Below are 17,973 nucleotides of genomic sequence, written 5' to 3' on the forward strand. Positions count from 1 at the left end.
GTGTCACCATTTTTGCCGATTTGAACACTTTCCGCATAGCTTTGGTTCCGCAGAGTGAATAACCGGCTCAATAGCAGATCTCGGCTTGACTGCCCCGGATCCGCGCACTTGTAATTTCACTCGTGTCGTTCGGCCGAAAACGGCAACGACTACATCACGGGGAAGCAAAGACAGACGAGGGGCGCACATGACCGAGCTGTTCCAGCAACTGCTGGTCGAGGACGCGGACGAGGAAATCGGCTGGCAGGAGCGCGCTCTGTGCGCACAGACCGACCCTGAGTCCTTCTTTCCCGAGAAGGGCGGTTCCACCCGCGAGGCCAAGAAGGTCTGTCTCGCCTGTGAAGTCCGCTCCGAATGCCTTGAGTACGCACTCTCCAACGACGAACGATTCGGCATCTGGGGCGGTCTGTCCGAGCGTGAACGCCGACGACTGAAAAAGGCCGCGGTCTGACCACCGCGCCTGACTGGCCCACCCAGTCGCACGCCACATGGCCAATTGGCCAAATAACACAAGCGTGCACGTATCAACCGGTCCGTCGCCCGGCCCCAGGCCGCAGGCGGCGGACCGTTGTGTTGCCCAGCCGTTAGTGTGGGGCGCTGTCCGAGACGCATCAAAACCCCCAAGGGTCGCGCGCGTCCACGCAGTCAGACAGCAGCCTTCCGGGGGACGACCCCCGGACCCCGGCCGGAGGGCCCGTACCCCGATGTCCGTGCACAGCCAAACGTCGGCGCCGTACGCGGCGGCCGCTCCCGAGTTCCCCCGGCATGTCGTCACCGCCGTGCTCGTCTCCCACGACGGCGCGCGCTGGCTGCCCGACGCGCTCGCCGGGCTCCTGGGACAGGAACGCCCCGTACAGAACGTCGTCGCCGCCGACACCGGCAGCGCCGACGACTCCGCGGAACTCGTCACCGAAGCGATCGGCGCCCAACGCGTGCTGCACCTCGCACGCCGCTCCGGCTTCGGTACCGCCGTCGACGAGGCGGTCCGTACCGCCCAGGTCCTGACACCCGAGGAACTGCCCTACCTGAAGCGCCCCAGCGGCTGGGACCCGGTGAGCAGGTCGTGGCGCGACGACGCGTACGACATGCCCGAACTCCCGCACGGCGAACCCGTCCAGTGGCTGTGGCTGCTGCACGACGACTGCGCGCCCGAGCCCGACGCGCTCGCCGAACTCCTGCGCGTAGCCGACTCCGACGAGCACGCCGCCATCATCGGCCCCAAACTCCGCGGCTGGTACGACAGGAAGCAGCTGCTCGAAGTCGGCGTCTCCATCGCGAACAGCGGCCGCCGCTGGACCGGCCTCGACCGCCGCGAGCAGGACCAGGGCCAGCACGACCAGGTCCGCTCCGTACTCTCCGTGTCGACCGCCGGCATGCTCATCCGCCGCGACGTATGGGAAGAGCTCGGCGGCTTCGACCGCAGGCTGCCCCTCATGCGCGACGACGTCGACCTGTGCTGGCGCGCGCACGCCGCCGGCCACCGCGTCCTCGTCGCACCCGACGCCATCCTGCGGCACGCCGAGGCGTCCGCGCGCGAGCGCAGGCCCATCGACTGCGCCGGGCGCTCGGTCGCCAACCCGCACCGCGTCGACAAGGCGGGCGCCGTCTACGCGATGCTCGTGAACGCGCGCGGCGCCGCCCTCCCGTACGTCATGCTGCGCCTGATCGTCGGCACCCTGCTCCGCACGCTCGCCTACCTTCTCGGCAAGGTCCCGGGCCAGGCGGTCGACGAAGTCACCGGCCTGATGGGCACCCTGCTGCGCCCCGGCAAGATCCTCGCGGCCAGAAAGCGGCGCGGAAAAGGACAGGTCGACGCGAGGGAACTGCGCCCGCTCTTCCCCCCCACCGGCGCGACCGTCCGGGCCACCTTCGAGCAGGTCGCGGGCAGCTTCGGCTCCCGCTCCGAGCCCGACTCCGCCTCCGGCTCACGCCACGGCGTCGTCGAGTCGGGCCCCGGCGGCGACGACGCCGACTACATGGAGATCGAGCAGTTCGCGCGGCTGAAGCGGATCGCCCGCAAGCCGGGCCCCATGCTCTTCGTCCTGCTCCTCTTCGTCTCGCTCATCGCCTGCCGCGGCCTCCTCGGCGGCGGATCCCTGGCAGGCGGCGCCCTGCTGCCGGCCCCCGCCGACGTGTCCGGCCTCTGGTCGCGGTACGCCGATGTCTGGCACCCCATCGGCACCGGCGGCACCCAGACGGCGCCGCCCTACCTCGCCGTACTCGCCGCCCTGTCGGCCGTCTTCTTCGGCTCCACGGGCCTCGCGCTCACCGTGCTGCTGGTCTGCTCGGTGCCGCTGGCCGGTCTCACCGCGTACTTCGTCTCGCGTCCGCTCGTCGAGTCCCGGCTGCTGCGCGCCTGGGCGGCCGTCGCGTACGCGTTCCTGCCCGCCGCCACCGGAGCCCTCGCGACCGGCCGGCTCGGGACGGCCGTCCTGGCGGTCCTGCTGCCGCTCATCGCACGCTGCGCCGTCGCCGCGAGCGGTTTCAGCGCCGGGGGCGCGCGCTCCAGCTGGCGCGCCGTCTGGGCGTACGCGCTCCTGCTGACCTTCGCCATGGCGTTTACGCCGATCATCTGGCCCATCGCCCTGGTGCTCGGCATCGGCGTACTGGCGCTGCGGCGCGGCGACATCACGGCGTACGGACTGCGCTTCATCGCCTCCCTCGGCACCCCCGTGCTGATGCTGGCCCCCTGGTCGCTCTCCCTCTTCACCAGCCCCTCCGGCTTCTTCCGTGAGGCGGGCCTCGACTTCGGTACGGGCCCGGCCGGCGCACTCGACCTGCTCGGCATGAGCCCCGGCGGCCCCAAGGCGGCCGGAGGGCTGCTGCTCATCGGCGTCGTCCTCACGGCGCTGGCGGCCCTGCTGCGCGGCGAGCGGACGTCTCCCATCCGCGCGGCGTGGGTCGTGGCAGTCGTGTCCCTCCTCTTCGCCGTCTTCGCGAACAACTCGGACGGCGGCTGGGCCGGTCCCGCGACCCTCGTCTACGGTCTCGCGCTCATCGGCGCCACCGTCCTCGGCGCGGACGGCGCGCGCGAGCGCGTCGCCACGCAGAGCTTCGGCTGGCGCCAGCCCGTCGCCGTACTGATCGCCTTCGCGGCGGCCGCCGGACCGCTGCTCGCAGCGGCCGGATGGATGATCGGCGGCGCGGCGGGACCGCTGGAGCGGCGCGACCCGGTGCAGGTGCCGGCGTTCGTCGCGGAAGAGAGCGGCACGCGGGATCAGGCACGCACCCTGGTTCTCGGCGGTACGTCGTCCGCGAAGGTCTCCTACACGCTCGTACGCGGCTCCGGCGCCCGGCTGGGCGACGGGGAGCTCGCCGAGGCGGGCGCCAGCAGCCCGCAGCTCGACAAGATCGTCTCCAACCTGGTCGCGGGCTCCGGCGCCGACCAGGCCGACCAGCTCGGCGGATACGCCGTCCGTTACGTCCTCGTACGCGACGGGGCGCCGCGCGCCATGAGCCGCGTCCTGGACTCGACGCCCGGCCTGAGCCGGCTGAGCCAGCTCGACGGCAGCGCGCTGTGGCGCGTCGACCGGCAGGTCGCGCGGGCCACGATCGTCTCCGGCAAGGAGGGCGGCGAGCCGCTGTCCGTCGCGTCGAGCCCGGTCGAGGCGCACACCAGGATCCCGGCGGGCGAGGCGGGCCGCATCCTGCGGATCGCGGACTCGGCGGCCGAGGGCTGGCAGGCCACGCTCGACGGGACCGTACTGGAGAAGAAGACCGTCGACGGCTGGGCGCAGGGCTTCGTACTGCCCTCCGACGGCGGCAGGCTCGACCTCACGTACGAGGCCCCCGTCACCCGCACCGTGTGGGTCTGGACGCAGGCCGGTCTCGCCCTGCTGCTGCTGGTGCTCGCCCTTCCGGGCCGCCGCCGGGAGGTCGACGACGACCTGCCGGAGGAGGAGATCGACGTACCGGAGCAGCCGGTGGCGGGCGAGGGCCGCAGGGCGCGCAGGTTGCGCGCGGCGGCGCAGGCGGAAGCGGCGTACGCCCCCGACGCGGACGCGGACGCGGGGGAGGGGGCCGGGGTACAGCCCCCCGCCCCGCCGGTCGCGGACCCGTACGCTCAGCTGCCCCCGGAGCAGGACCAGACCGCCGTGTACGCGTCCGTACCGGAGCAGCAGCAGCCGTACGGCGAGTGGGACGCGCAGTCGTACGCGGGCGCGGAGTACGGCCAGCAGCAGGGTTACGGCGGCGAGCAGTACCAGGGCGACCCGTACCAGGCGGGCCAGTACGGCGGTGGCCAGCAGTACCAGCAGCCGGACCCGTACCAGGAGGGCCAGGGCCAGTACCAGGCGGCTGACCCCTACCAGGAGGGCCAGTACCAGGCAGGCCAGTACGACCCGTACGGCTACGGACAGCAGCCGCAGCAGCCCTACGACGACGAAGGCAACGAGCCCGAGCAGCGTCCCGACGGGAGCAACAACCGATGAACCGCACCACCCTCTCCCTGATCGCCGCCGCCACCGCGCTCGCCGCTGTCACCGGATTCGCCGTCGTGTCCGCGCCGGACGGCGGCGGTACGACCGAGGCGGCCGCCGACGCGAGGACCCCGGGGCGGATGCCGGTGGAGCGCTCCAGCCTGCTGTGCCCCGCGCCCAGCGCGTCCGACCTGGCCGAGACGGCGTACACGTCGTTCACCCCGGCCGGAAAGGGCGACGCGGACGCGAAGGCGGGCTCCGCCGAACTCGTCCCGACGGACGCCACGCTGGCGGCCCCCGACGAAGGCGGCAAGGACGGGAAGAAGGACAAGAAGAAGGACGCGGACGAGCCGGGCGCGAGCAAGCCGGTCCTCTCCCTCAAGGAGCCGGGCAAGCCCGTGACGGCCGAGGCGAACACCGCCGAGGCCCCCGCCCTCGTGGGCTCCGCCGACGGCCGCCTGGCCCCCGGCTGGTCCGCCCAGCAGACCACCAAGGTCACCGCCGGCCAGGGCCGGGGCGTACTCGGCGTCAGCTGCACCGCGCCCGACACCAGCTTCTGGTTCCCGGGCGCGAGCACCGCCGACGAGCGGCAGGACTACGTACACCTCACGAACCCGGACGACACCGCCGCCGTCGCCGACATCGAGCTGTACGGCAAGGACGGCGCCATCGAGTCGGATTCCGGGGAGGGCATCACGGTCCCCGCGAGGTCCAGCGTGCCCGTACTGCTGTCGACGCTGAGCGCCGACAGCGCCGAGAACGTGAGCGTCCACGTCACCACCCGCACCGGCCGCGTCGGCGCCGTGGTCCAGGCCGTGGACGAGGAGGCGGGCAGCGACTGGCTGGCCGCGTCGGCCGAGGCGTCCGGCACCGCCGTGCTCCCCGGCATCCCGGCGGACGCGACGTCCGTACGCCTGGTGGTGTTCGCGCCCGGTGACGACGACGCCGACCTGAAGGTGCGGCTCGCGGGCCCCACCGGCTCGATCACGCCGGCCGGCCACGAGACCCTGCACGTCAAGGCGGGGATGACCACGGCCGTCGACCTCAAGGACGTCACCAAGGGCGAGGCGGGTTCACTGCTGCTGAGCCCGGCCGCGCAGGGCCGCCCGACGCCGGTGGTCGCCGCGCTGCGCGTGGTGCGCGGCAAGGGCGCCGCCCAGGAGGTGGCGTACATCCCGGCGACCGGGCAGGTGGGCGAGCGGGCGACGGTGGCCGACAACAGGGCGAAGGGGTCGGTGCTCTCGCTGACGGCGCCCGGCGCCGCCGCCGAGGTCAAGGTGACCGCGTCGGCGGGCAGCGGGGGTGGCGAGCCGGTCGTCAAGACGTACCAGGTCAAGGCGGGTACGACGCTCGCGGTGAAGCCGCCGGTGCCGTCCGGGCTCAAGGGCTCGTACGCGCTGACGGTCGAACCGCAGTCGGGCGGCCCGGTCCACGCGTCGCGCGCCCTCGAACTGCCTGAGGACGGCATCCCGATGTTCACCGTGCAGACGATGCCGGACGACCGGGGGATGGTTTCGGTGCCGGAGGCGGAACAGGACCTGTCGGTTCTGGACGACTGACGCCTTTTGGGACGCCTTTTGCCGCTCCTCGTCCGACCGGGGTCAGTCCTGCTCGTCTCCGTACCGGGGATCGACCGACTCCGGTGACAGGCCGAGCAGTTCCGCGACCTGCTCCACGATGATCTCGTGCACGAACATGGCGCGCTCGTCCCGGCTCTTGGTGCGGATCTCGACGGGCCGCCGGTAGATGACGATCCGCGCCGGATGGGCGCTCGTCGCGGCGATCATCCCGCCGAGTGGTACGGACTCGGCGGCCCACGCGTCGGAACCGTCGCCACCACCACGGCCGCCGCCCGCCGGCGGCACGTCGAGCACCAGGAAGTCGACCTCGGCGAGCTGCGGCCACCGCCGTTCGAGGCGCTCCACGGAGTCCTGTACGAGGTCGCCGAAAGCGGCGGCCCGACTGGTCGAGAGGGGCACCTGGGGCGGGGCCACCGGGCCACGCATGCCGCGCCCGTGGCGGTCGCGCCGCCGGGGGCCGGGGCCGGTGGGGAGGGGAGGTACGGGACTGTCCATCACTGACGCAGGGTAGCCCTCATCGGGGCGGTTCAACCGCGCCGGAGGGGCGGCAGCGGGCATGTCGCATCTTGAGCATTCCAGCCAAGATTGGGCTCGATTTCACGCCCGTACGCGACCGCCGATCTCGCATCGGTTGACGGCATTTGCCCCAAGTGGCGACTGGTCACGGCCCGGTCACCGCCTGTGCCCACCGGTCTCCGCGCAGGTCAGAGTAGTTACGCAAGGGGCCACCGGGACACAGGGGGACCCGCGACACGGTGGAGTGACGTGGGGGAGAGTCGTCGCGGCCCGGTCAAGAGTGCGGTACCGTCCAACGTCGTGAGCCCTGTACGTCGCTGTTCGCGCACCGCGTGCGGCCGCCCTGCCGTCGCGACACTGACGTACGTCTACGCGGACTCGACCGCAGTCCTCGGCCCGCTCGCCACCTATGCCGAGCCCCACTGTTACGACCTGTGCGCCGAGCACTCGGATCGGCTGACCGCGCCACGCGGCTGGGAGGTTCTCCGGCTCGTGGACGGCTCGGCCCCGTCCCACCCCAGCGGCGACGATCTCGAAGCGCTCGCCAATGCCGTACGTGAGGCCGCCAGGCCGCACGAGCGCGCGGCGGAGGCCGGCGGCGGGCCACGCACCGCGGACCCGATGGAGGTCGCGCGCCGCGGACATCTGCGCGTACTGCGCTCCCCGGACTCCTGAAGCACAGGCCCTGACGCCGTACGGGTAGTTTTAGTGCCGACCTACAGGACTTCAGGAGGGCCGGCCGTGGCTGCTGATCTGTCGCAGATCGTCAAGGCGTACGACGTGCGCGGAGTGGTCCCCGACCAGTGGGACGAGTCGCTGGCCGAACTGTTCGGAGCCGCGTTCGCGCAGGTGACGCAGGCGGAAGCGATCGTCACCGGGCACGACATGCGGCCGTCGTCGCCGGGACTCTCGCGGGCGTTCGCGCGCGGGGCGGCGGCGCGGGGGGTGAACGTGACGGAGATCGGCCTGTGCTCGACCGACCAGCTGTACTTCGCCTCGGGGCAACTCGGTCTGCCGGGCGCGATGTTCACGGCGTCGCACAACCCCGCGCAGTACAACGGCATCAAGATGTGCCGGGCGGGAGCGGCGCCGGTGGGCCAGGACACGGGCCTGGGGGAGATCCGCGCACTGGTGGAGACTTGGCTGGATCACCGGATGCCACTGGCAACAGGGACCGGAACCATTACGCAGCGTGACACGTTGACGGACTACGCGGCTCACCTCCTCTCGCTGGTCGACCTGTCCTCGATACGCCCCCTCAAGGTCGTGGTCGACGCGGGCAACGGCATGGGCGGCCACACGGTCCCGACGGTCTTCGCCTCCCTCCCGCTGACCCTCATCCCCCTGTACTTCGAACTGGACGGCACGTTCCCCAACCACGAGGCGAACCCGCTCGACCCGAAGAACCTCGTCGACCTCCAGGCGAAGGTCCGCGAGACCGGCGCCGACCTCGGCCTGGCCTTCGACGGCGACGCGGACCGCTGCTTCGTCGTGGACGAGCGCGGCGAGGGCATCTCCCCATCGGCGATCACGGCGCTGGTAGCGGCGCGCGAACTGGCGCGCAACGGCGGCAAGGGCATGATCATCCACAACCTGATCACGTCGTGGTCCGTCCCGGAAGTCGTCCGGGAGCACGGCGGCACGCCGGTCCGTACCCGCGTGGGCCACTCCTTCATCAAGGAGGAGATGGCCCGAACCGGCGCGATCTTCGGCGGCGAGCACTCGGCGCACTACTACTTCCGGGACTTCTGGAACGCGGACACGGGCATGCTGGCCGCCCTCCACGTCCTGGCGGCCCTGGGCGGCCAGAACGGCACTCTCTCGGCCCTGGTCGCCGAGTACGACCGGTACACGGGCTCCGGGGAGATCAACTCCACCGTGGACGACCAGGCGGGCCGCATGGCGGCGGTCAAGGCGGCGTACGCCGGCCGCGACGGAATCACCATCGACGAACTGGACGGCCTGACGGTCACGGCGCCCGACTGGTGGTTCAACCTCCGCCCGTCCAACACGGAGCCGCTGCTGCGCCTGAACGTAGAGGCAAGGGACGAGCGCACGATGACGAAAACCCGAGACGAGGCCCTGACCCTGATCCGCAGCTAGCGAACCGTGCGGGGACTCCGTCCCGTCTGGAGCGGCGGCACCCCCTGCCTGCGGCCGGCACCGGCTGCCCCGTCCGATCACGGTCGCGACGTACCGCGGCGTCCTGCGCGTGACGGGCCGCGCCGGTCGGGGCGGCGCCTGCGGCGCGAAGCTGCCGCATCCGGGTGTGGGTGGCGTACGCCCCACCCACCCGGGGGGTCTGGGGGCGCGCCCCCAGTTTCGGGAAGGGGCGGGGAGGGGACAAGCTCCGCGCAGCGGCCCTCACCCGCCCCCCAATCCACCGCACCCCGCCCCACCGCGAGAACACCCACGCACGCCATCCCGCGCCGCTCCCCACCCGGCGGTAGGCTGACCTGGCCCAATCCGTACCCGTATCCGCATGTTCGAAGGGACCCGCCCCATGCCGCTCGAAGCCGGCCTTCTGGAGATCCTCGCCTGCCCCGCCTGCCGCGCGCCCCTCAGTGACGCGTCCGCCGCGGACACCCCCGAGCTGATCTGCACCAGCAAGGCCTGCGGCCTGGCCTACCCAGTGCGGGACGGCATCCCGGTCCTCCTCGTCGACGAGGCCCGCCGCCCCGCCTGACCCAGGCGGCCCGCACGTCTGAACGCAGGCCCGCGCTCAAGCAAGCAAGCCCGCAGCGCACTGCACGCACCGCACCGCACACACGCCGCACTCCCCACCACCCCCGCGCAGCGCCCCACCACAGGCCAAAGCGCCCGGCGATCGGAGGCCCGCACCATGCTCGACGAGTCGTTGCTGGACGACCCGGAGTCCCTGGCCCGCGCCGACCGCCGCGGCCTGCTGCGCGGCGCCGCCGAGGCCGGCGCCCGCGTACGCACCGCCGCCCGGCACGCCACAGAAGCCGGCCTAGCGGAGATGAAGCCGGAGGGCCGCCCCCGCGCCGTACTGATCGCGGGCCCCGGCACCGCCGCGAACGGCGTCGCCGACCTCCTCGCCACCCTTGTCGGCGCCGCCTGCCCCGTCACCCGGCTGCACTCCACCGGAGTGGCCCCGGCCGCCGGCGCCCTGCGCTGGGCGCTCCCGGGCTGGGCGGGCTCAGTTGACCTCCTCCTCCTCGTCACCCCGGACGGCGCCGAACCCGGCCTCGCCGTCCTCGCCGAGCAGGCGTACCGCCGCGGCTGCACGGTCGTCGCCGTGGCCCCGCAGCGTTCCCCGCTGAGCGAGTCCGTCAACGGCGTACACGGCCTGGTCGTACCGATGGCGACGGCCCCCTACGAGGAGTACGACGAAGGCACCGCCACCGGCCCCGCCGCGCTCTGGGCGCTCCTCACCCCCCTCCTCGTCCTCTTCGACCGCCTCGGCCTGATCACCGCACCCCCGGACACCCTCCGCCTCGTCGCCGACCGCCTCGACCGCACCGCGGAACGCTGCGGCCCGGCCATCGCGACGTACAGCAACCCGGCCAAGACGCTCGCCTCCGAGCTCGCCGACTCGCTCCCGCTCATCTGGACGGAGGGCGCGTACGCCGGCCCCGTCGGCCGCCGCTTCTCCGCCGTACTGGCCGAGCTGGCCGGCCGCCCCGCCCTCTCCGCCGAGCTCCCGGAAGCCCTGCCCGCCCACGGCGTCCTCCTCTCCGGAGCCTTCGCCGCCGGCGCCGACCCCGACGACTTCTTCCGCGACCGCGTCAACGAGGCACAGGCGCTGCACGCCCGCGTGGTGCTCCTCCGGGACCGCCCGACCGGCGGAATGACCGCGGCCCCCGCCGCCCGCGAGCTCGCGCTGAGCCACGACACGGCCATCAGCGAGATCGAACCGGAGGACGGCAGCGACTTGGAGAACCTCGGCGAGATGCTCGCCATCACGGATTTCGCCGCCGTTTACCTGGCGCTCGCTTCCGCAGGACGATCATGAACACCAGCACCTGACGGCGATCACCAGGTCGCACGGGGGCCACCACACCAGAAAGTCACCACACGCAGGGGAAGCCTCATGGACCGCCTCTCGAACACCGTGCGCCCCTACGCCTGGGGCTCCGCCACCGCCATCCCCGCCCTGCTCGGCACCGCCCCCACCGGCGAGCCCCAGGCCGAGATGTGGATGGGCGCCCACCCGGGCGCCCCCTCCCGCATCAACCGCGGTGGCGCCGGCGGCGAACAGCCCCTCTCGGCCGTCATCGACGCCGCCCCCGAAGCCGAACTGGGCGAGGCCGCGGTCGCGAAGTTCGGCCCCCGCCTCCCCTTCCTCCTCAAGATCCTCGCGGCCGGCGCCCCCCTCTCCCTCCAGGTCCACCCCAACCTCGAACAGGCGAAAGAGGGTTACGCCGCCGAGGAGCGCGCCGGGGTCCCCATCGACGCCCCGCACCGCACCTACAAAGACGCGAACCACAAGCCCGAACTGATCTGCGCGCTCACCCCCTTCGAGGGCCTCTGCGGCTTCCGCGCCCCCGCCGAATCGGCCGACGTACTCGCCGCACTGGAAGTCGACTCCCTCAAGCCGTACGTCGACCTCCTGCACGCCCACCCCGAAGATGCCGCCCTCCGCGAAGTCCTCACCGCCGTACTCACCGCGGACCGCACCGAAATGGCGGAGACCGTGACATCCGCCGCGGCCGCCGCGGACCGCCTGGGCGGCGCGTACGCCCCCTATGCGACCCTCGCGCACCACTACCCCGGCGACCCGGGCGTCATCGCCGCGATGCTCCTGAACTACGTACAACTCCAGCCCGGAGAGGCCCTCTTCCTCGGCGCCGGTGTCCCGCACGCGTACCTCAGCGGCCTCGGCGTAGAAATCATGGCGAACTCGGACAACGTCCTGCGCTGCGGCCTGACGCCCAAGCACGTGGACGTCCCCGAACTCCTCCGCATCGTCCGCTTCGAGGCCCGCGACCCCGGCATCCTGCGCCCGGAACCGACCTCCCCGGCCGACGAGGAGGTGTACGACACCCCGATCGACGAATTCCGCCTCTCGCGCTATGTCCTGGCACCGGGCGCCTCCCCCCGCACTTTGCCCTCCGCCACCCCGCAGATCCTCCTCTGCACGGCAGGCAAGGTCCGCGCCGGCGAACTGACCCTCGCTCCGGGAGAGTCCGCCTTCGTACCCGCAGGCGAATCAGTCGAATTGTCCGGTACGGGCACACTCTTCCGCGCCACAGTGGTCGCCTGACGTACCGTCCGCACGGGCTGCCGCGGCAAGCTGCAACAATGACCGGCCGTACGGCGGCGCCAGGGCCGCGGCACCAAGGAAGGGACATCCGGCACCCATGAGTGCGTCAGGCGGAACCAAGGCGATCGTGGCGGCACTCGTCGCCAACCTCGCGATCGCAGTAGCCAAGTTTGTGGCGTTCCTCTTCAGTGGCTCGTCCTCGATGCTCGCGGAGAGCGTGCACTCGCTCGCCGACTCGGGCAACCAGGGCCTGCTGCTGCTCGGCGGCAAGAAGGCCAAGCGAGAGGCAACCCCCCAGCACCCCTTCGGCTACGGGCGCGAGCGTTACATCTACGCCTTCCTGGTCTCCATCGTGCTCTTCTCCGTCGGTGGCATGTTCGCCATCTACGAGGGCTACGAGAAGATCAAGCACCCGCACGAGATCGAGGCCTGGTACTGGCCGGTCGGCGTCCTCGTCTTCGCGATCATCGCGGAGACCTTCTCCTTCCGTACGGCGATCGTGGAGTCCAACCAGACCCGCGGCAACCTCTCCTGGAAGGAGTTCGTACGCCGCGCCAAGGCCCCCGAGCTGCCGGTCGTCCTCCTGGAGGACCTCGGCGCACTGGTCGGCCTGATCCTGGCGCTCATCGGCGTCAGCCTCGCCATCGTCACGGGCGACGGCGTCTGGGACGGCATCGGCACCCTCTGCATCGGCATCCTGCTGATCATCATCGCGATCATCCTGGCCGCCGAGACGAAGTCGCTCCTCCTCGGCGAGGCGGCGGGCACGGAAGAAGTCGACAAGATCAAGGCGGCTCTGGTCGACGACACGACGGTCACCCGCATCATCCACATGCGTACGCTCCACCTCGGCCCCGAGGAACTCCTGGTCGCAGCCAAGATCGCGGTCCAGCACCACAACACGGCCACGGAGATCGCCCAGGCGATCAACGCGGCGGAGGACCGCATCCGCGCGGCGGTCCCGATCGCCCGCGTGATCTACCTCGAGCCGGACATCTACAACGAGGCGGCGGCAGAGGCGGGCACGAACCCGGCCGGCACGCAGGGCGGCCCGTCCGCACACTGACGTCCGTACGCCCCGCACGACGAAGGCCCCCGCCACCACAGGCGGGGGCCTTTCGGCTAGAGACGACGGCGGTACGGACACCGGGGGCCCTGCGCCCGCACCAGCACGCGCGCCCGCACCAGCAACGGGGTCCGGGCCCAAAGTCCGGAAAGCCCGCCCCCTGACCAGGGCGGCTGGGGATCACTGGGCCGATCGGTGTAGATTCGTGACCTAGCCAGACGTCGCTGCTGATGGCGGTCGGGCGGTCCCGTGGGCCGGCCGAGGGAGAGAGGGCCTCCGACGGACTGCGCTGCGAGCGCCCGGGCACTCGTATGCCCGCCGCCGCAGAGTCAGCCGTACCCACCTCGACCCACATCACGAGGAGCAGCCCGCATGACGACTGTCGCCACCGGTCAGGACTTCAAGGTCGCCGACCTCTCCCTTGCCGCCTTCGGCCGCAAGGAGATCACTCTCGCCGAGCACGAGATGCCCGGCCTGATGTCGATCCGCAAGGAGTACGCCGCCACCCAGCCGCTCGCCGGCGCCCGCGTCACCGGCTCGCTGCACATGACCGTGCAGACGGCCGTGCTCATCGAGACGCTGGTCGCTCTCGGTGCCGACGTCCGCTGGGCCTCCTGCAACATCTACTCCACCCAGGACCACGCCGCAGCCGCCATCGCGGTCGGCCCGAACGGCACTCCCGACGCCCCCGCCGGCGTCCCGGTCTTCGCCTGGAAGGGCGAGACTCTGGAGGAGTACTGGTGGTGCACGGAGCAGGCCCTGACCTGGCCGAACACGCCCACCGGCGGCCCGAACATGATCCTCGACGACGGCGGCGACGCCACCCTCCTCGTGCACAAGGGTGTCGAGTTCGAGAAGGCAGGCGCCGCCCCGGACCCGTCCACCGCGGACAGCGAGGAGTACGCCCACATCCTCACGCTCCTCAACCGCACCCTCGGTGAGAACCCGCAGAAGTGGACCCAGCTGGCCTCCGAGATCCGCGGCGTCACGGAGGAGACCACGACCGGTGTCCACCGCCTCTACGAGATGCACCGCGACGGCACCCTCCTCTTCCCGGCGATCAACGTGAACGACGCCGTCACGAAGTCGAAGTTCGACAACAAGTACGGCTGCCGCCACTCCCTGATCGACGGCATCAACCGCGCCACCGACGTGCTGATCGGCGGCAAGGTCGCCGTCGTCTGCGGCTACGGCGACGTGGGCAAGGGCTGCGCGGAGTCGCTGCGCGGCCAGGGCGCCCGTGTGATCGTCACCGAGATCGACCCGATCTGCGCACTGCAGGCGGCGATGGACGGCTACCAGGTGGCAACGCTCGACGACGTCGTATCCACGGCCGACATCTTCATCACCACGACCGGCAACAAGGACATCATCATGGCCGCGGACATGGCCAAGATGAAGCACCAGGCGATCGTCGGCAACATCGGTCACTTCGACAACGAGATCGACATGGCCGGCCTCGCCGCTGTCCCCGGCATCGTCAAGGACGAGGTCAAGCCGCAGGTCCACACGTGGAAGTTCCCCGACGGCAAGGTCATCATCGTCCTGTCCGAGGGCCGTCTGCTGAACCTGGGTAACGCGACCGGCCACCCCTCGTTCGTGATGTCCAACTCGTTCGCGGACCAGACCCTGGCCCAGATCGAGCTGTTCACCAAGCCCGAGGAGTACCCGACCGGCGTCTACGTGCTGCCCAAGCACCTCGACGAGAAGGTCGCCCGCCTCCACCTCGACGCCCTCGGCGTCAAGCTCACGACCCTCCGCCCCGAGCAGGCCGCCTACATCGGCGTCAACGTCGAGGGCCCGTTCAAGTCCGACCACTACCGCTACTGAGCCCAAGCTCAACCCGCAGCAGTAGCAGTAGCAGTAGCTGTCAGGCAGGCCCCCGCACCCCCGTGCCGGGGGCCTGCCCCATGTCGGACCCGAAGAACCGGACAGACCATGCCCCGAGGCCGCTACTCACTCCACGACCCCCACGACCGCACCCCCCTCGGTGAAGAACACTTCCACTGCGCCCCCGGCCCCTCCGGCTGGCGTTACGTCTCGCAGATCACCACCCCCTCCGGCGACCACGCCGGCTCCGTAGACCTGGCCATCGACGAACTCGGCCGCCCCATCCGCCTGGAACTGCACGCCTCAAGCTGGCAGGTCCGAGGCGCAGCCATCGACGGCGTCACCTGGGTCCGCACCGACCCGACCGGCACTCACGCCACCGAAGGCAACGTCCCCGCCCACACCTTCACCGGCACATCCCCCGCCTTCCTCATCGCCACCACCCGCCTTCTGCGCCTCACCCCCGGTTCCCCCGCCACCCGTGTCCGCCTGGTCGCCTTCACCGACCCGGTCCTGGCGCCCCGCACCGTCGACCAGTCCTGGGCCTTGCTGAAGAGTGAAGCGCATGCCACTGACAATGGCCCCCTGATGGTGGACGAATACCAGGTCAACGCCCTGGACACCGGCGAACAGCACCAGATCCACATCGCAGGCGACGTAGTCCTCTCAGCCCCCGGCATCGAACTGGAACACCTGGAAACCCCACCCTCAACCTTCCCCTGACACCAGGACCTGCCTCCCGGCACGCGAAAGGTGAGGCACGGTACGCCCCACCCCGAGCGGAGTGAGCGACCTCAGTCACCCTGCCGAGCAACTCCAGCCTGTCCGGCGTTTGAGGACCGGGGTCTGGGGCGGAGCCCCAGTTACGGGAAGGGGCGGGGTAGGGGAAAAGAGCCCGCGGCCCTAACCCGGCGGCGCAAACCCCGTCCCGGACGAAGTGCCCTCCGCCTCCGACCCAGCGCTCACCCGCACCGAACCGTCCACGGGACCCGGAGCCGCACCCGGACCCGGACCGGGAACAGAACCCGAAGCGGGAACAGAACCCGCACCCCCACCCACCGCACCAGACGCCCCGCCCCCCACAAACGCCCGCCGCGCATCCCGCGCCTGCCGCTCGTTCACCACAGCCGCCAGATACGCCGCCGCCGGTACCTCCCGCGGAGCCGGCACCCCCGTACGCGCCGCCAGATCCCCGGCCAGCCGCTCCGCCATCGCCGCACCCACCTGCGGATCCAGCTGCCCCATCCGCGTCAGGTACTGCCGTATCGCAAGCCAAAGCCCATCCGGCACCCCGGACAGATCGAGCCCGGCGAACCGCCCCACCAGCCACGGCGGCGGAGGCGGCACAGCACCCACCCGCCCCGCGGACACCCGCTCCCGTACGACGAGAGTCCCGGCGAACACATCCCCGATCCGCCGCCCCCGCTCGGACACGAGCGAAGCAATACACGCAACGACCCCGAACGTCATCAGAATCTCCACGCCCCCCACCGCCCCCCGCACCAGCGCATGCCGGAACCGGATCGGCCCCCCGTCGTCCCGCACCACCCGCAACCCACAGGCCATCTTTCCCAGCGACCGCCCATGCGTGAGCGTCTCCACCGCGATAGGAGCCCCAACCAGCACCAGCACGAACGACGCCACCGCGATCGCCATACCGGCCGCCTCGTCGAGCGAGGCAGTCGCTATCGCCAGCCCAACCGACACGCTCAGATAGACCGTCCACACCACCGCCATGTCGATCGCCAGAGCAAGCGCCCGGCTGGGCAGCCTCGCCGGCCGCAGCCCCAGCACAACCGCGTCGCCCGTAACAAGCTCACTCACCGGAAACCCACCCTCCGCCGCCATGGCCGCCCTTCCCTGCCCCTGAATTCCCCAGTCTGCCAAGCTGGCCCGCAGCGCGCGCCGCGCAGTACGGACCGTACGGACTTAGTGCCTGGAGCAGCAGCCGACCATGGACCTCGACGTCTTCGTCACCGCCCACCACGCAGAGTGGGACCGACTGGACCACCTCCTGCGCCGCGGCCGCCGCCTCACCGGCGCCGAAGCCGATGAACTGGTCGCTCTCTACCAGCGCACGGCGACCCACCTCTCGCTGATCCAGTCCAGCGCCCCCGACCCCGCCCTGACCGCGCGTCTCACCCAGCTCGTGGCCCGAGCCCGAGCCACTGTGACGGGCACCCGCCGCGCGACCTGGCGCGACGCGACCCGCTTCCTGACCTCCGGCTTCCCGGCCGCGATGTACCGCACCCGCCACTGGTGGGTCCCCACGGCCCTGCTCTCCATCGCCGTGGCCGCCGTGATCGGCTGGTGGATCGGCACCCACCCCGAGGTCCAGTCAGCCATCGCGGCCCCGGCAGAGCTACGCGACATGACCCGCCCGGGCGGCCAGTACGAGACGTACTACTCCAGCCACCCCGCGGCATCCTTCGCCGCCCAGGTCTGGACGAACAACGCCCAAGCGGCAGCCATGTGCCTGGTCCTGGGCGCCTTCCTGTGCTTCCCGGTGCTCTGGATCCTCTTCCTCAACATGCTGAACCTGGGCGTAGCCATCGGCCTGATGTCCTCGGCAGGCCGCCTCGACGTCTTCCTGGGCCTGGTCATCCCGCACGGTCTCCTCGAACTCACCGCGGTGTTCGTAGCCGCCGGTACGGGGCTGCGCCTCGGCTGGACCCTCATCGACCCGGGCCCCCGGACCCGCCGAGCTGCCCTCGCCCAAGAAGGCCGCGCGGCCCTCGGCATGGCAATCGGCCTGGCCCTGGTCCTCTTCGTCTCCGGCCTGATCGAAGGCTTCGTTACGCCGTCGGGCCTGCCCACCTGGGCTCGCATCGCGATCGGGGTCGTCGCCGAACTGGCATTCCTTGCCTACGTCTACATCCTGGGCGGCCGAGCAGCCCGAGCCGGCGACCGCGGCGACGTCGAACAGACCGACCGCAGCGCCGAGCTCCCCACCGCCGCGTGATGTGCGTACGACCCCTCTGACCTGGTACTGTCCTGTCCACCCCACGAAACCGTTGACACGGCTGGAGTGGGGAGGTAGATTTGAACAGTTGCAACGGGGTGGACATACCCACTGGCAACGGTTAGTGTCTGTCTCGCCCTGCGGGAGATCATCTCCTGAGGGTCTCTCGATCACATGGGAATCACGAAGCCGATTACGTCGGCGGAAATGATTCTGATAAAGTCGGGGACACGCCGAAAGGCAAAAGGCCACTTCAGCGGCCACCAGAAACAAACACCGAGCCGGAAACGGAACGGAAAACGGATCTGGTAAGGTTGGAAACACGAAATACCGAACGAAAGCCCGGAGGAAAACCCGAGAGGGTGAGTACAAAG

15 protein-coding genes are annotated in these 17,973 nt (G+C 71.1%); 12 read left to right on the forward strand and 3 right to left on the reverse strand.

Annotated features, from left to right (window positions below):
• Positions 1 to 187 precede the first annotated feature (187 nt).
• The 3 genes from J7E96_RS33475 (at position 188) to J7E96_RS33485 (ending at position 5,977) form a co-directional block, all read left to right on the forward strand.
• Positions 188 to 451 (forward strand): WhiB family transcriptional regulator, encoded by a 264-nt coding sequence (locus J7E96_RS33475; RefSeq protein WP_028810740.1) that lies wholly within the window; start codon positions 188 to 190, stop codon positions 449 to 451.
• A gap of 253 nt (positions 452 to 704) precedes the next feature.
• Entirely contained in the window at positions 705 to 4,430 is a 3,726-nt protein-coding gene (locus J7E96_RS33480) for a glycosyltransferase (RefSeq protein ID WP_215137063.1), read from the forward strand.
• The gene (locus tag J7E96_RS33485; RefSeq protein ID WP_215137065.1) at positions 4,427 to 5,977 is read left to right on the forward strand and encodes a DUF5719 family protein; all 1,551 of its coding nucleotides are present in this window, start codon (positions 4,427 to 4,429) and stop codon (positions 5,975 to 5,977) included. Before J7E96_RS33480 ends, J7E96_RS33485 begins: the two co-directional genes overlap by 4 nt.
• A gap of 42 nt (positions 5,978 to 6,019) precedes the next feature.
• On the opposite strand, the gene J7E96_RS33490 is transcribed toward J7E96_RS33485, so the two are convergent.
• Positions 6,020 to 6,493 (reverse strand): metallopeptidase family protein, encoded by a 474-nt coding sequence (locus J7E96_RS33490; RefSeq protein WP_215137102.1) that lies wholly within the window; start codon positions 6,491 to 6,493, stop codon positions 6,020 to 6,022.
• Positions 6,494 to 6,814: 321 nt separating this feature from the next.
• On the opposite strand from J7E96_RS33490, the gene J7E96_RS33495 reads away from it, so the two are divergent.
• From J7E96_RS33495 to J7E96_RS33530, 8 genes are all read left to right on the forward strand, one after another.
• Positions 6,815 to 7,189, forward strand: coding sequence for a DUF3499 domain-containing protein (locus J7E96_RS33495; protein ID WP_214979693.1), 375 nt, complete (start codon positions 6,815 to 6,817; stop codon positions 7,187 to 7,189).
• Positions 7,190 to 7,255: 66 nt separating this feature from the next.
• Positions 7,256 to 8,617: a phosphomannomutase/phosphoglucomutase gene (locus tag J7E96_RS33500; protein WP_215137067.1), complete on the forward strand. Its 1,362-nt coding sequence runs from the start codon at positions 7,256 to 7,258 to the stop codon at positions 8,615 to 8,617.
• A gap of 400 nt (positions 8,618 to 9,017) precedes the next feature.
• Complete coding sequence (locus J7E96_RS33505; RefSeq protein WP_215137104.1) at positions 9,018 to 9,200, forward strand: Trm112 family protein; 183 nt, start codon at positions 9,018 to 9,020, stop codon at positions 9,198 to 9,200.
• A gap of 156 nt (positions 9,201 to 9,356) precedes the next feature.
• A complete protein-coding gene (locus tag J7E96_RS33510; RefSeq protein ID WP_215137069.1) occupies positions 9,357 to 10,490 on the forward strand; it encodes an SIS domain-containing protein in 1,134 nt (377 codons plus the stop codon).
• 78 nt (positions 10,491 to 10,568) lie between these two features.
• A complete protein-coding gene (gene manA / locus J7E96_RS33515) occupies positions 10,569 to 11,741 on the forward strand; it encodes a mannose-6-phosphate isomerase, class I (protein WP_215137071.1) in 1,173 nt (390 codons plus the stop codon).
• A 97-nt stretch (positions 11,742 to 11,838) separates the two neighbouring features.
• Complete coding sequence (locus J7E96_RS33520) at positions 11,839 to 12,807, forward strand: cation diffusion facilitator family transporter (RefSeq protein ID WP_215137073.1); 969 nt, start codon at positions 11,839 to 11,841, stop codon at positions 12,805 to 12,807.
• Positions 12,808 to 13,179: 372 nt separating this feature from the next.
• Positions 13,180 to 14,637, forward strand: coding sequence for an adenosylhomocysteinase (ahcY, locus tag J7E96_RS33525; RefSeq protein WP_215137076.1), 1,458 nt, complete (start codon positions 13,180 to 13,182; stop codon positions 14,635 to 14,637).
• A 108-nt stretch (positions 14,638 to 14,745) separates the two neighbouring features.
• Positions 14,746 to 15,360: a hypothetical protein gene (locus J7E96_RS33530; RefSeq protein ID WP_215137078.1), complete on the forward strand. Its 615-nt coding sequence runs from the start codon at positions 14,746 to 14,748 to the stop codon at positions 15,358 to 15,360.
• A 180-nt stretch (positions 15,361 to 15,540) separates the two neighbouring features.
• Here J7E96_RS33530 and J7E96_RS33535 read toward each other — a convergent pair whose 3' ends face one another.
• On the reverse strand, positions 15,541 to 16,461 hold the full coding sequence (locus J7E96_RS33535; protein ID WP_308296254.1) for an RDD family protein: 921 nt from the start codon (positions 16,459 to 16,461) through the stop codon (positions 15,541 to 15,543).
• A gap of 130 nt (positions 16,462 to 16,591) precedes the next feature.
• Here J7E96_RS33535 and J7E96_RS33540 point away from each other — a divergent pair, with 130 nt between their 5' ends.
• Positions 16,592 to 17,599: a stage II sporulation protein M gene (locus tag J7E96_RS33540; RefSeq protein ID WP_215137082.1), complete on the forward strand. Its 1,008-nt coding sequence runs from the start codon at positions 16,592 to 16,594 to the stop codon at positions 17,597 to 17,599.
• A 170-nt stretch (positions 17,600 to 17,769) separates the two neighbouring features.
• Here J7E96_RS33540 and J7E96_RS33545 read toward each other — a convergent pair.
• Positions 17,770 to 17,973, reverse strand: a 204-nt coding sequence (locus J7E96_RS33545) for a hypothetical protein (RefSeq protein WP_215137084.1), incomplete at its 5' end; no start/stop codon positions are given.

Origin of the sequence: Streptomyces sp. ISL-96 (assembly GCF_018614035.1) — a bacterium.
Lineage (GTDB): Bacteria > Actinomycetota > Actinomycetes > Streptomycetales > Streptomycetaceae > Streptomyces.